This window comes from Paenibacillus sp. BK720 (genome assembly GCF_011761545.1).
In the GTDB taxonomy this organism is placed as follows: domain Bacteria; phylum Bacillota; class Bacilli; order Paenibacillales; family Paenibacillaceae; genus Pristimantibacillus.
The window spans coordinates 956,267-968,909 of sequence record NZ_JAASRQ010000002.1 but is presented as its reverse complement, the minus strand read 5'-3'; the positions used below and the strand labels follow the sequence as shown (position 1 = coordinate 968,909).

The following is a 12,643-nucleotide window of genomic DNA, read 5'->3' as shown; positions in this document are numbered from 1 at the left end:
CTGTCCTCCCTGCGTCAGGGAGGACTGTCGTGTCGCCGCGTCTGTTTCTTTAGTTTAGGCTTGCTCTTGCTCGTCTTCCGTGATCTCTTCCGAATAATCGCAATTCGGGCATTGCAGCTTCGCGCCGCTGCGGTTTCGTTTCTCGACAAGCATCGAATCGCAATTCGGGCAAGGCTTGTTCGTCGGCTTATCCCAGGACACGTAGTCGCAGGTCGGATAAGTATCGCAGCCGTAGAAGATCCGTCCTTTTTTGCTGCGTCTCTCGATGATTTTGCCCTCGCGGCATTTCGGACAGGTTACGCCGATATCCTTGACGATTGGCTTCGTATTGCGGCAGTCCGGGAATCCGGAGCAGGCAAGGAACTTGCCGAAGCGCCCCATCTTGTACACCATATGGCGGCCGCATTTCTCGCAGATTTCATCAGATACCTCGTCTTGAATCTCGACTTCTTTCATTTCTTCTTCGGCGACCTCAAGGCGCTTCTCGAAAGATTCGTAGAAGTTAGAAAGGACTTTAACCCAGTCCTCCACCCCATCCTCAACATGGTCGAGATCCGTTTCCATCTTCGCCGTAAATTCGGAATCCAGAATTTCGGGGAAAAATTCCTCCATCATCTGATTAACTAATTCTCCCAGCTCGGTAGGAATAAACTTTTTCTCTTCGATCGCTACGTAACCGCGTTTCTGGATCGTTTCCAGCGTTGGCGCGTACGTACTTGGACGTCCTATGCCAAGCTCCTCCAGCGTCTTGACCAGCCTTGCCTCGGAATAACGCGGCGGCGGCTGCGTGAAATGCTGCTTCGGTTCAATGGAATCCGAGGACACGACATCGCCGATCGCAAATGGCGGAAGGAATTTATGCTCTTCCTCCGTGCCATCGTCATTGCCCTCTACATAAACCTTCATAAAGCCTGCAAACTTGATTTTCGATCCGCTCGCACGGAATGTGGCATCGCCGGAAGCGAGGTCTACCGTCATTGTATCAAGCACGGCGGAAGCCATCTGGCTGGAAACGAAACGTTCCCAAACCAGCTTATACAAGCGGAATTGATCGCGGGAGAGGAACGGCTTCATCGATTCCGGATCACGGAGCGTCGATGTCGGCCGGATCGCTTCGTGGGCGTCCTGCGCGTTGCTGTTCTTCTTCGTGTAGACGCGCGGCTGCTCCGGATAGAACGACGGGCCGTATTTTCCTTCAATATACTCCTTCGCTTCTTCCTGGGCAACCGGAGAGATTCTTGTCGAATCCGTTCTCATATAGGTTATAAGACCAACGGTCCCTTCCTTGCCTAGCTCGACGCCCTCATACAGCTGCTGGGCAACGGACATCGTCTTGGAGGCACGGAATCCGAGCTTGCGCGCTGCTTCCTGCTGCAGGGAGCTTGTAATAAACGGTGGCGCCGGATTGCGGAGACGTTCTTTCTCCTTCACTTCAGCTACCTTGAACTGATTGCCGGACAGGGCCGCAAGAACCGCCTTCATCTCATCTTCGTTATGGAGCTCACGCTTCTCGCCTTTTATCGAATGGTATTTTGCTTCAAACGGCACACCCTGCTGGGTAAGCTTTGCCGTAATGGACCAGTACTCTTCCGGAATGAAAGCATCAATCTCGTTCTCCCGGTCGATAATCAGCTTCACGCAAACGGATTGTACGCGTCCGGCGGACAATCCCTTCTTAACCTTCTTCCAGAGCAACGGACTAATCTTGTAACCGACGAGACGGTCAAGAATACGTCTTGCCTGCTGAGCGTTAACAAGATCCATATTGATCTTGCGCGGCGTTTTGAAAGCATCCTTAACGGCTTGCTTCGTTATTTCATTAAATACGACGCGGCAGGTATCCGACTCGTCCAGCTCCAGATAATGAGCCAGATGCCATGCGATCGCTTCTCCTTCGCGATCGGGGTCGGCTGCAAGAAAGACATGTTTGACCTTTTTGCTCGCATCCTTCAACTCTTTTAATACGCTGCCCTTGCCGCGGATCGTAATATATTTCGGCTGGAAGCCGTTTTCCACTTCGACGCCAGTCTGACTTTTTGGCAAATCGCGAATATGGCCCATCGATGCTTTAACGATATATTTGCTGCCCAAATATTTGCCGATCGTTTTTGCTTTGGCCGGTGATTCTACGATTACTAATGAATCTGCCACATTAGGCGCCCCCTCTCTCACTACGTGTTACAACGCTATATAAACTGCCCCTGGCTGTTGCTCGATTTTCCGTTTTATACATAAATTTATCAGAAGTGCGCTTAAATGTCCAAAAGGGATCATCGTAAGCTGGTGCAATTCGTTAATTGTAAGCGGACGATCGCGCAGCAGATCGATAACTTTCTGCTCCTCGGCATTCATGCTAGCCGCAACGGCAACCGTCGGCTTGGGCTTTGCCAATGCTGCAAGCTTCTCCTCCAGCCATCCGTATTCCTCGAGAATATGATCGGCGCTGCTGACCAGCTTCGCGCCTTCGCGGATCAGACTGTTTGGACCCTCGCTCTTCGGCGATGAGATCGGACCGGGTACGGCAAACACATCCCGCCCCATTTCGAGCGCCTGATCTGCCGTAATTAGCGATCCGCTGCCCTTCGCCGCTTCCACCACGATCGTCCCCAGCGACAACCCCGCTATAATGCGGTTGCGAAGCGGAAACATGCCAGGATGAAGCGGCGAGCCCACCGGAGACTCCGACAGAATCAATCCTTCCCGGATAATCTGCTGGTAGAGCGAACGGTTCTCGGGCGGATAACAATGATCAACCGGACTAGCCAGTACGGCAATCGTGCTTCCAAAGCTCCGCAAAGCGGCTTCATGCGCCTTGCCGTCAATCCCCCTGGCGAGACCGCTCACTATGGTCAATCCTCGCCCAGAAAGCTCCTCAGACAGCGCTAATGCGGTATGCCGGCCATAGGCGCTGGGGTTTCTGGTTCCTACGATCGCAATCGAGGGTCGCTTCATGAGCTCAACCCTCCCGAGAGCGTACAGTACCCAAGGCGGCTGCGGGATCCGTCGAAGTTCTTCCGGATACTCCTCATCGTAAGGTGTGATCACCGCCGCACCAAGCTCCTGCGCCTTGAGATAAGGCGCCCCGGGCCAATCATAGGGCTCGTTCCAACGTCTGGCCGCAGCCATTGCTTGCGGGCGTCCAAATCCGATTGCCATCCAATCTGCAACGCTTTCGCCATCCACGCTCTCCCAAGCTTTGTGGTCAACCGCTTTCTGAACGGTATGCCAACCAATGCCCGAACATTCGTGGAGCATGATAATCATTTGCTTACATTTATCAACATTTAGCGTCATTCTAACCGCATCTCCCTTGGGAGGATCGGCTTGCATTCCTTCCTATTGTGCGTTACATGGCAAAAGAATGCAAGTCGACCCGGAATTTTATGAAAAAAAAAGCAACCTTTCAAGCCCAAAACGGGCTTTGAAAGGTTGCTTACCTTTAATGCTTCATTAATATGTTATTGTTAAATTAGGCTTGAGCTACACCGGTTGTGCATTTCTCAAGCAGGCCTTTTTCTTTAAGCACCGATACAAGCGTGGAGCCCATGTCGGAAGGCGTTGGAGCCACTTTGATTCCGCAAGCTTCCAAAGTAGCGATTTTTTCTGCGGCCGTGCCTTTGCCGCCGGAAATAATAGCACCGGCATGACCCATGCGTTTGCCTGGAGGGGCCGTAGCGCCGCCAATGAAGCCTACAACAGGTTTCTTCATGTTGGCTTTGATCCATTCGGCAGCTTCTTCCTCTGCCGTACCGCCGATTTCGCCAATCATGATAACGGCGTAAGTATCCGGATCTTCGTTAAAACGGCTCAGGATATCGATAAACTCGGAGCCTTTAACAGGGTCGCCGCCGATACCAACCGCGGAAGATTGACCGATGCCGCGAGTCGAAAGCTGATGAACCGCTTCGTAAGTGAGAGTTCCCGAGCGGGAAACGACGCCTACATGGCCTTTTGTATGAATGTAGCCCGGCATAATGCCGATTTTGCATTCGCCTGGAGTAATAACGCCCGGGCAGTTAGGACCGATCAGAGTCGTTTTGCTGCCTTCCATGTAGCGTTTTACTTTAACCATGTCCAGAACCGGAATGCCTTCCGTAATACAGATGACCAGATCAAGACCAGCGTCTACCGCTTCCATGATCGAGTCAGCCGCGAATGCAGGCGGTACATAGATTACCGATGCTGTTGCGCCGGTAGCCGCTACCGCTTGCTCAACCGTATTGAATACCGGAAGAGAAACAACGTTACCGTTCTCCAGCGTAATATCGACGTTAGTGCCGCCTTTGCCCGGTGTTACGCCGCCAACCATTTGCGTGCCGTAGTCCAATGCGCCTTTCGCATGGAACAAACCAGTTGCGCCTGTAATCCCTTGCGTGATTACTTTTGTGTCTTTATTGACCAAAATGCTCATCGAATTTCACATCCCCGTTAATGAATTCGTACTATTTGACGAGATTAACGATTTTTTGCGCGCCGTCTGCCATGGAGTCAGCCGCAACAATGTTTAATCCCGATTCGTTTAACATTTTTTTGCCAAGCTCAACGTTAGTGCCTTCCAGTCTAACAACCAACGGACGGTCCAGGCCAAGCTCTTTCGCAGCAGCAATAACGCCTTCGGCGATAACGTCGCAACGCATAATGCCGCCGAAGATATTAACGAAAATACCTTTCACGTTCTCGTCGGACAGGATGATCTTGAACGCTTCCGTAACTTTCTCTTTCGTAGCGCCGCCCCCTACGTCAAGGAAGTTGGCAGGGTCGCCGCCGTAGTATTTGATGATGTCCATCGTCGCCATTGCAAGTCCGGCGCCGTTAACCATACAGCCGATGTTGCCTTCGAGGGCAATGTAGCTCAGGTCGTATTTCGATGCTTCGATCTCTTTTGCGTCTTCTTCTTCCAGGTCGCGAAGCGCCACGATATCTTTGTGACGGTAGAGCGCATTGGAATCGAAGTTCAGCTTAGCGTCAAGTGCCATAACGTTGCCGTCGCCAGTAACAACAAGCGGGTTGATCTCGGCGATGGAGCAATCTTTGTCAACGAACGCATTGTACAGAGCGATCATAAATTTAACCGCTTTGTTAACAAGCTCGCTAGGAATGTTGATTGCATAAGCAAGTTTGCGTGCTTGGAACACTTGCAGACCGATTGCAGGGTCAATGACTTCCTTGATGATTTTCTCAGGCGAGTGAGCTGCTACTTCTTCAATCTCCGTGCCGCCCTCTTCGGAAGCCATCATTGTTACGCGGCCGGTGCCGCGGTCAATAACAACGCCTACATAGTATTCTTTCTTGATGTCGCAGCCTTGCTCGATAAGAAGACGTTTAACTTCTTTACCTTCCGGGCCAGTTTGATGAGTAACGAGCACTTTGCCAAGAATCTCGCTGGCATATGCGCGAACTTCATCGATGTTTTTCGCTACTTTAACGCCGCCCGCTTTACCGCGGCCGCCAGCGTGAATTTGCGCTTTTACAACGACCACTGGAGTACCCAGTGCTTGCGCCGCTTCTACCGCTTCGTCAACGGAGAAAGCTACCTTTCCTTCTGGAACAGCAACACCGTACTGTTTCAGGACCTCTTTGCCTTGATACTCATGGATATTCATTGTTAGAAATCCTCCATTTCACAGACTCAACTTCAGTCATATGTACACAAACCTTAATCATTGTAGCATTATTTATGCCATATTTCGACCCTTCGGGTTTTGGTTTTTTGATATGGATTTGATCTCAAAATGAGATTAAATCACCGACGGACTAGAGTAGTATGCCCTATTTTTTTGAAGAATTCATACTTGTTTTTCCAATATTGACAGACTTGTCTTTTTTGCACTATGATGATTTTACGATAATTTTATACGACGAGATTCGGACGTGAGGAAGCACCTTCATCCTATTTTTGGAGGTGCTCTTTTTTATGTTCAGTTTAATGCATAGCAGCAGCGTTCTAGGAGTCGAAGGAAAAGCCATTTCCGTGGAAGTCGATATTGCCAGCGGTTTGCCGCAGATCAGCGTTGTCGGGCTGCCCGACCCTGCCGTCAGAGAATCCGTTGAACGGGTCCGCGCAGCGATTAAAAACAGCGGCTTCACTTTTCCGCTTGACCGCATAACGGTAAATCTGGCTCCGGCGGATTTGCGCAAGGAGGGCACTGCCTTTGACCTTGCGATCGCAGCGGGTATTCTAACCGCCAGCGGCCAACTGGAAGCAAAACCCTTCGAGCAATCGATGCTCATTGGAGAATTGTCCCTGAATGGTGATATCCGTCCTGTGCCCGGCGTTTTGGCTATGATCGAGCAGGCTAAGCGTTCCGGCATCCGGAAGGTGCTGCTGCCGCTGGCCAATGCCAAAGAAGCCGCATGGATAACGGAGATGGAGCTTTATGCGGTAACCCATCTGAAGGAGCTCTTAACGCAAAATAAAGATGCCGAAGCCTGGTCCGCAATCCGGTTTGACGCTGCTGCAAGCAGGGCGCTTGCCTCTGCTGCAGCCGCGGCAGAGCATGCTGTCGACTTTGGAGACTACAGCGACGTGTACGGGCAGCAGCAAGCCAAGCGCGCATTGCTTATCGCCGCGGCCGGCAAACACAATATCTTGTTCGCGGGACCGCCCGGAACCGGCAAAACGATGATGATCCGTCGTCTCCCCGGCATCCTTCCTCCTCTCACCGAAGAAGAAGCGCTGGAAGTGACCAAGATTTACAGCGCGGCTGGCAAGCTGTCAACCGACGCGAAAGGTCTGATAAGGATCGCTCCCTTCCGCTCACCGCATCACACGATTTCGGCCGGAGGGCTCATAGGCGGCGGTTCGGTGCCGAAGCCCGGCGAGGTGACACTCGCCCATCATGGCGTGCTTTATCTCGACGAGCTGCCGGAATTCTCCAGAGCCGTGCTTGAGGTATTGCGCCAGCCGCTGGAGGACGGAATCGTCACCATCGCGAGATCCCGAGCCGTATTTCATTTCCCGGCCAGGCTTATGCTGGCCGTGTCCTTTAACCCGTGCCCGTGCGGATACGCTGGCCATGAAACGGCCGAGAAACGCTGCACCTGCAGCGACTCGGCGATTGCCAAATATAAAAGCAAGATGTCCGGCCCTCTTCTTGACCGGATCGATATCCAGCTCGAAGTTCCTAGACCGTTAGAGCCGGCGGGCGATCCGGCAAGTCCTGCCGACATGACCACCGCCCGAATGAGACAGCTTGTGCTTGAGGCGAGAGCCAGAAAAGAACGGCGGGATGAGGAGCTGGGGCTAACCAAAACGCCGGCACGGCTCTCCGGCAAAGCGCTCAGGCGCTCGATTCTAATGAAGAATGAAGCTTTCGAGCTGCTTGACCAAGCGCTAACGGTGCTGAATATCAGCATGCGCGCCTATGACCGTATATTGCGGCTGGCAAGGACCATTGCGGATGTCGAAGGAAGCGAATACGTGGAAGATGTGCATGTGGCGGAAGCGATTCAATACCGTAGATTGGATCTATAAAAAAGACGAAAGCGGCTTTCCACCGGATAGGTTAGAAAGCCGCTTTTATATGTTTAATTTCGCTGATGGAATCATCGCGATTCATGGATACCGCGATTACATCAAACCGCATAGGCGGATAGTTTAATTGTCGCATCCGCAAATAAACCTGTGCGACTAGCGCCACCTGCTGCTGCTTTCGGCGGTCTACGGATTCGGCCGCTGTCCCGAATCGTCCTCCCGCTCTTCTCGTCCTTACTTCGACAAATATGAGCGTATCATCGATGGAAGCGATAATATCAATCTCTCCGGAACGGCAGCGCCAATTCCGCTCGATGACGGTGTAGCCTTCGTTCTCAAGATATCGGCATGCAGCCGTTTCGCCGGCCAATCCGGTTTGCCTTCTTCGGTCCTCACTCATCCAAATCCCTCGCTCTCTGGTCGGAACGATATACAAAGCTCAAGACCTCGGCGACCAGCGTATAGAGCTCGGGCGGAATCGATTGGTCGACATCCAGCTTGGACAATACTTCCACAAGCGAAGAGTCCTGCTGCACCGGCACATGATGCTCTGCCGCCTGCTCCAATATTTGCTCCGCCAAATAACCTCTCCCTTTGGCGGTTACCACCGGCGCTTTGTGCACCCCAGGCTCGTATTTCAACGCTACGGCCTTTTTAACCGTCCTCTTCTCCTTGCCGTTCTTCTGTTCCGGACTCATGCCCTTATGTCGACTCCTTTATAACGCGTGTTTACGAATTGAGCCGGATCCGGCATGATCCGTTTAACCCCTTCCCCCTCATCGCTATCCGCTCTTGTTGGAGTTGCGCGAAGGGACAGCAATTGATAGCCTGCCTGATTAAGACTTGCCGTAATTTCCGTGCGGGCGGAGTCTACGAGCGCAGCTATTGCCGGATGGTCGTTCCATAACGTCAGGCTGACGATTTTGTCCATGACGTTAACGTCAACCAAGGTAGGACCTAGCGTCTTCATCGACAGATCGAATAATAGACGGCAATTTTCCGCGTCCAGCTGGCCCTGACGCCCTCTTCTCGTCTGAATATGAACGGAAGCGGTCTGATTTCCATCCGGACCGTTAAGGGGCACAAACATGGTAAGATGAGAGAAAACAGCACCGTTGCGCTCCGGAGACAACAGCAGCTGCTGTCCCGTTATCTGCTGGACGAGCTGCTGCGCGGTTTCGCGCAGGGCTGGCGGTGCGTCGCTGGAAGCGGCAATGGCAAGCAACGTGCTTTTTAACGATTCCTGCGCTGCAGGCTTGTTATCCTCCGCTTTCACCAGGTCCGTTGACAGATGCTGAACGGTAACTTGCGGCTCGCGGAACCGATCGTTTTGGACAACTTTATGGTCTTTGTCGCGAGGGGCAGCAGCGTCCGCCTGTTCGGGCTGCTGCCCTGCCGCCTGCTCCTGCTGCGTATTCGGGCTTTGGCGCGTTTCCAGACGCCCTTCGGCTGCCTGTCGGCGAGTAAGCGAATCTGCCACGCCATTGGCGCTGCGCGTAACAATTGGTTCATCTGCAGTTACGCTGTCGTTAACATGGCCATTGCCTGCCATAGGCGTATCCTGTTCTTGAGGCTGAACAGACCCTTGAGCAGGCGGAACCGGTAATTGCTTCGACAATTGATTCTCATAGTCGACGCCCATCCATTTCATCATCTGGCCGAGCCAGTTGCCGGATGATGACGTGCTGCCGCCCGCAGCCGCGCCCGGGCGGGCGCCTTGCGGCTCCGCGCCCTGCTCCGCGGGCTCCGCCGCGGACGCTTGCGCTGCCGCAGCAGGCGCGGCTTGGCCGCCCGCGCCTTGCGGCTCCGCGCCCTGCTCCGCGGGCTCCGCCGCGGACGCTTGCGCTGCCGCAGCAGGCGCGGCTTGGCCGCCCGCGCCTGTGCCTTCGGCGCGCTGCGCAGCCGCGCCCGCGTCGGCGGCTGCCGGCGCACGCGGCGCGGCTGCCGCGGGCGGCTCCGCCGAAGGCGCGGCGCTCTGCAGCGCCGCGCCTTCGGCGAGCAGCGCCGCCAGCCGCGCGGCCAGCTGCGGCAGCGCCTGCGGCCCGCTGGCGGCACGCGGCGCGGCTGCGCCCGCATCATCGCCAAATGCTTCGCCGGCGATGGCAGCAAGCTGCTGCTGAAGCGTATCCAGCAGTTCGTGCGGCGGACGCCCGAACATAACCTGCTGCAGCGCTCCGACCGTGCCGCCGGACATCGGCAGCCCGCGCTTCAACCCCGCCGCCGCCGCTTGCATCCATTCCTCGGCATTCGCACCCTGCGGCATTGCCTCGGCTGCCGCCTTCAGCGCCGCAAACGTGTCATGGCTCATCGTCACGCCGTCTTTTCTAAGATCCTTCAAGATGTTGCTCGCCCACTCCTGATCGGGCAGGCCGCTTTGCTTCAGCCAATCCTTCAGAGCATCCTCCAGACCCGCCTGATTCTCCACCTGCTTCAGCACAAGCAGGCCGCCGGCGGATTGCGGCTGTACCTGCAGCATCGCAAATTTGCCCGGCTCAAGCGGAAGTTCGAGAACCGCGCGAACCTGCACGCCGTTTATCTGAACCGTTGCTTCGTTATTTTCCAACAGCTGCAGAACCAAACCCCGGACAACCTGACCCGGCTTCAGTTCCAGCTTGCGGGTATCCCCGCTGCCGGACGACTCTCCCAATAATCCTCTTACCAACTGTCCAATATTCATTCGGTCACCTTCTTCATCTGTGGCATAAGCTGAAACGACACAACGCGCATTTTAGTTACCCTATTTATCGGTAGATGAGCGCTTCTTCTGAAGAACAACGCAGCGACTTTCTGCATGCTCCTGATCTAAATGATTCTAAGCTCTCCGCCGTTCCCCGAAAAAAAAGACAGCGTATCGCTCCATTGCGAGCAGTACGCTGTCTTTCCAGCACCATATTAAGAAAATTATTTTAAAATAGCTGTTGTTGCTCCACGAATATTTTACCCAAGAAAGATTTGCGGTGAAGCGGACTTGCACCGTATTCGAGCAGCCGTTCCCGGTGCAGCTTGGTTGCATAGCCTTTATGTATCGCAATTCCATACTCCGGATAAAGCCGCTCCCATTCTTTCTCGCACAGCCGGTCTCTTGTCACCTTCGCGATAATCGAGGCGGCGGCAATCGACTGACTGGTGGCATCCCCTTTTATTATCGCTAGCTGAGGCTTCGGCAGGTCTACCTTTTCCGCGTCCACTAGCAAATAATCCGGTTCCGTCTTCAGCGATTCCAGCGCGATCTTCATGGCAAGCCTTGCAGCCTGCTTGATGTTGATTCGGTCAATGGTCTCGGCATCCACGCGGGCCGCAGCCCACGCCATGCTTTTGTCAACGATGATGTCGTAGAGCTCGTTCCGCTTTTTCTCCGACAGCTTCTTGGAGTCGTTAACGCCTTCAAGAACAAGATGAGGCGGTAAAATAACGGCTGCGGCCACAACGTCTCCAAACAGGCAGCCTCTGCCTACCTCATCCACGCCGGCAATGGCCGAATACCCTTCATCCCATAATCTCTGTTCGTATTCCAGCACGATTAATGCTCCCCCGGTCTGCCTGCGGCCGCAGGGAACGGTGCTTCCAGCGTTATGCGGCCAAGATTGCCGGAACGGAGCTCCCGCAAAATAATGCCGGATGCTTTCTCCAGATCCACTTGCCCCCCGCTTACGAGGCAGCCTCTGCGGCGGCCGATGTCTTCCATAATCCGTACTATTTCATCCGACTCCGATGGATCGGTTGGGGCTTTGTCCAGCTTGAAACGCTCCTGAAGCGCCGGCCAATAACGCTCGGCAAGCTCGCGAACCGCGAAAAACGCGATATCCTCCACGTTCAGGATCTGCTCTCTGATCGCGCCCGTCATCGCAAGACGGTAGCCAACCAGTTCATCCTCGAACTTCGGCCACAGAATGCCCGGCGTATCGAGAAGATCCATGTCGAAGGTTGTTTTGATCCATTGCTGACCCTTCGTAACACCCGGTTTATCTCCCGTGATCGCGATGTTGCGGCCAGCCAGGCGGTTGATCAGCGTTGATTTGCCGACATTCGGGATACCGACGATCAGCCCCCGAACGGCACGGGGATTCATCCCTTTCGCCACCTGACGGTCGATTTTCTCCTGCAAAATTTCCTTCGCCTTCACCGGAATATCACCGACGCGCGTGCCTGTCGACGAATCAACGGCTACCGTTTCATGACCTTCGTATTTGAAATAGTCGATCCATTGCTCCGTCACCCTCGGATCGGCTAAATCCGACTTGTTCAAAACAATCAGCCGCGGCTTGCCGCCGAGTATCTCATCAACCATCGGGTTGCGGCTGGAAAGCGGAATACGCGCATCCAATAGCTCAATGGCAATATCGATTAGTTTAAGCTTCTCTTGAATTTGCCGTTTTGCCCGGGTCATATGACCGGGAAACCATTGAATGGTCATTTCCTCACCTCATTGCAACATTACCAGTGCACTTTGTAGTGCTTAATGATGCTAATTTTATTTAATGGCCAGAACATGGCGTCTGCACGGCCGATAACTTCTTTTTCGGATACAAAGCCGATGTCGCGGCTGTCCTGGCTGTTTCCGCGATGGTCGCCCATTGCAAAAATCTTGCCGTCCGGAACAACGGATTCCGAAACGTTCGCGTTCGGGAAGTCCGGTCCGGTATTGTACAGCTCACCGTTCGCATGTGCCGCTTCGATAGCTTCTTTAATATAAGGCTCATCAACCTTCTGATCGTTAACGAACACGTCGTCGCCCACAACCTTGATCGTGTCGCCCGGTACGCCGATAACCCGTTTAATGAAATCGCGTCCTTGATCAGGCACATGGAACACCACGACTTCTCCGTGATGCGGCTCGCGGATTTTGAAAATCAGCTTGTTGACAATCAGGCGCTCACCCGTATAGAAGTTAGGCTCCATGGAAGGTCCTTCAACGATAAATGGCGAGAACAGAAACGTACGGATAATAAACACGAGAATGACCGCGATTGCGAGCGCTTTAATCCAATCTACAATTTCCTTGTAAGCTCGTCCGCCTTTTTTAGCGTCAGCGGGTCCTGATGTATTCAGTACAGATCCATCGATTGCTTCTGATTGCTGATTCGAATCTTCATTATGTTGTTGTGAATTCACCAGTACGCCTTCTTTCCATTCTATAGTGTCCCTATTCGTACATAGCAAGTCATGTCA

11 protein-coding genes are annotated in these 12,643 nt (G+C 53.6%); 1 reads left to right on the top strand and 10 read right to left on the bottom strand.

Translation table 11 applies throughout. From position 1 onward, the window contains the following. Positions 1-54: 54 nt before the first annotated feature. The 4 genes from topA to sucC form a co-directional block, all read right to left on the bottom strand. Positions 55-2,151 (bottom strand): type I DNA topoisomerase, encoded by a 2,097-nt coding sequence (gene topA / locus FHT67_RS11035; protein WP_132305661.1) that lies wholly within the window; start codon positions 2,149-2,151, stop codon positions 55-57. A 27-nt stretch (positions 2,152-2,178) separates the two neighbouring features. Beyond that, entirely contained in the window at positions 2,179-3,294 is a 1,116-nt protein-coding gene (gene dprA, locus FHT67_RS11030; RefSeq protein WP_167198110.1) for a DNA-processing protein DprA, read from the bottom strand. A 175-nt stretch (positions 3,295-3,469) separates the two neighbouring features. Continuing rightward, positions 3,470-4,411, bottom strand: coding sequence for a succinate--CoA ligase subunit alpha (gene sucD, locus FHT67_RS11025; RefSeq protein ID WP_132305665.1), 942 nt, complete (start codon positions 4,409-4,411; stop codon positions 3,470-3,472). 31 nt (positions 4,412-4,442) lie between these two features. Continuing rightward, complete coding sequence (gene sucC / locus FHT67_RS11020) at positions 4,443-5,603, bottom strand: ADP-forming succinate--CoA ligase subunit beta (RefSeq protein ID WP_132305667.1); 1,161 nt, start codon at positions 5,601-5,603, stop codon at positions 4,443-4,445. A gap of 311 nt (positions 5,604-5,914) precedes the next feature. Here sucC and FHT67_RS11015 point away from each other — a divergent pair, with 311 nt between their 5' ends. After that, positions 5,915-7,474, top strand: a complete 1,560-nt coding sequence (locus FHT67_RS11015) for a YifB family Mg chelatase-like AAA ATPase (RefSeq protein WP_132305669.1) — start codon at positions 5,915-5,917, stop codon at positions 7,472-7,474. 31 nt (positions 7,475-7,505) lie between these two features. Here the strand turns inward: FHT67_RS11015 and FHT67_RS11010 are convergent, their stop codons facing one another. The 6 genes from FHT67_RS11010 to lepB form a co-directional block, all read right to left on the bottom strand. Continuing rightward, positions 7,506-7,874, bottom strand: a complete 369-nt coding sequence (locus FHT67_RS11010) for a YraN family protein (RefSeq protein WP_132305671.1) — start codon at positions 7,872-7,874, stop codon at positions 7,506-7,508. Then, complete coding sequence (locus FHT67_RS11005) at positions 7,867-8,172, bottom strand: EscU/YscU/HrcU family type III secretion system export apparatus switch protein (protein WP_132305673.1); 306 nt, start codon at positions 8,170-8,172, stop codon at positions 7,867-7,869. Before FHT67_RS11005 ends, FHT67_RS11010 begins: the two co-directional genes overlap by 8 nt. Beyond that, complete coding sequence (locus tag FHT67_RS11000) at positions 8,169-10,151, bottom strand: flagellar hook-length control protein FliK (protein WP_167198107.1); 1,983 nt, start codon at positions 10,149-10,151, stop codon at positions 8,169-8,171. Before FHT67_RS11000 ends, FHT67_RS11005 begins: the two co-directional genes overlap by 4 nt. 229 nt (positions 10,152-10,380) lie before the next feature. Further along, the gene (locus tag FHT67_RS10995) at positions 10,381-10,992 is read right to left on the bottom strand and encodes a ribonuclease HII (RefSeq protein WP_132305677.1); all 612 of its coding nucleotides are present in this window, start codon (positions 10,990-10,992) and stop codon (positions 10,381-10,383) included. 2 nt (positions 10,993-10,994) lie between these two features. Next, positions 10,995-11,888: a ribosome biogenesis GTPase YlqF gene (ylqF, locus tag FHT67_RS10990; RefSeq protein ID WP_167198104.1), complete on the bottom strand. Its 894-nt coding sequence runs from the start codon at positions 11,886-11,888 to the stop codon at positions 10,995-10,997. Positions 11,889-11,908: 20 nt separating this feature from the next. Beyond that, positions 11,909-12,586: a signal peptidase I gene (lepB, locus tag FHT67_RS10985; RefSeq protein WP_167198101.1), complete on the bottom strand. Its 678-nt coding sequence runs from the start codon at positions 12,584-12,586 to the stop codon at positions 11,909-11,911. Positions 12,587-12,643 lie beyond the last annotated feature (57 nt).

What these genes read in the sequence shown, in the direction of transcription:
- sucD (WP_132305665.1), bottom strand. Translation starts at nt 4,411, where the DNA reads ATGAGCATTTTGGTCAATAAAGACACAAAAGTAATCACGCAAGGGATT.
- FHT67_RS11000 (WP_167198107.1), bottom strand. Translation starts at nt 10,151, where the DNA reads ATGAATATTGGACAGTTGGTAAGAGGATTATTGGGAGAGTCGTCCGGC.
- ylqF (WP_167198104.1), bottom strand. Translation starts at nt 11,888, where the DNA reads ATGACCATTCAATGGTTTCCCGGTCATATGACCCGGGCAAAACGGCAA.
- sucC (WP_132305667.1), bottom strand. Translation starts at nt 5,603, where the DNA reads ATGAATATCCATGAGTATCAAGGCAAAGAGGTCCTGAAACAGTACGGT.
- FHT67_RS11010 (WP_132305671.1), bottom strand. Translation starts at nt 7,874, where the DNA reads ATGAGTGAGGACCGAAGAAGGCAAACCGGATTGGCCGGCGAAACGGCT.
- dprA (WP_167198110.1), bottom strand. Translation starts at nt 3,294, where the DNA reads ATGACGCTAAATGTTGATAAATGTAAGCAAATGATTATCATGCTCCAC.
- FHT67_RS11005 (WP_132305673.1), bottom strand. Translation starts at nt 8,172, where the DNA reads ATGAGTCCGGAACAGAAGAACGGCAAGGAGAAGAGGACGGTTAAAAAG.
- FHT67_RS11015 (WP_132305669.1), top strand. Translation starts at nt 5,915, where the DNA reads ATGTTCAGTTTAATGCATAGCAGCAGCGTTCTAGGAGTCGAAGGAAAA.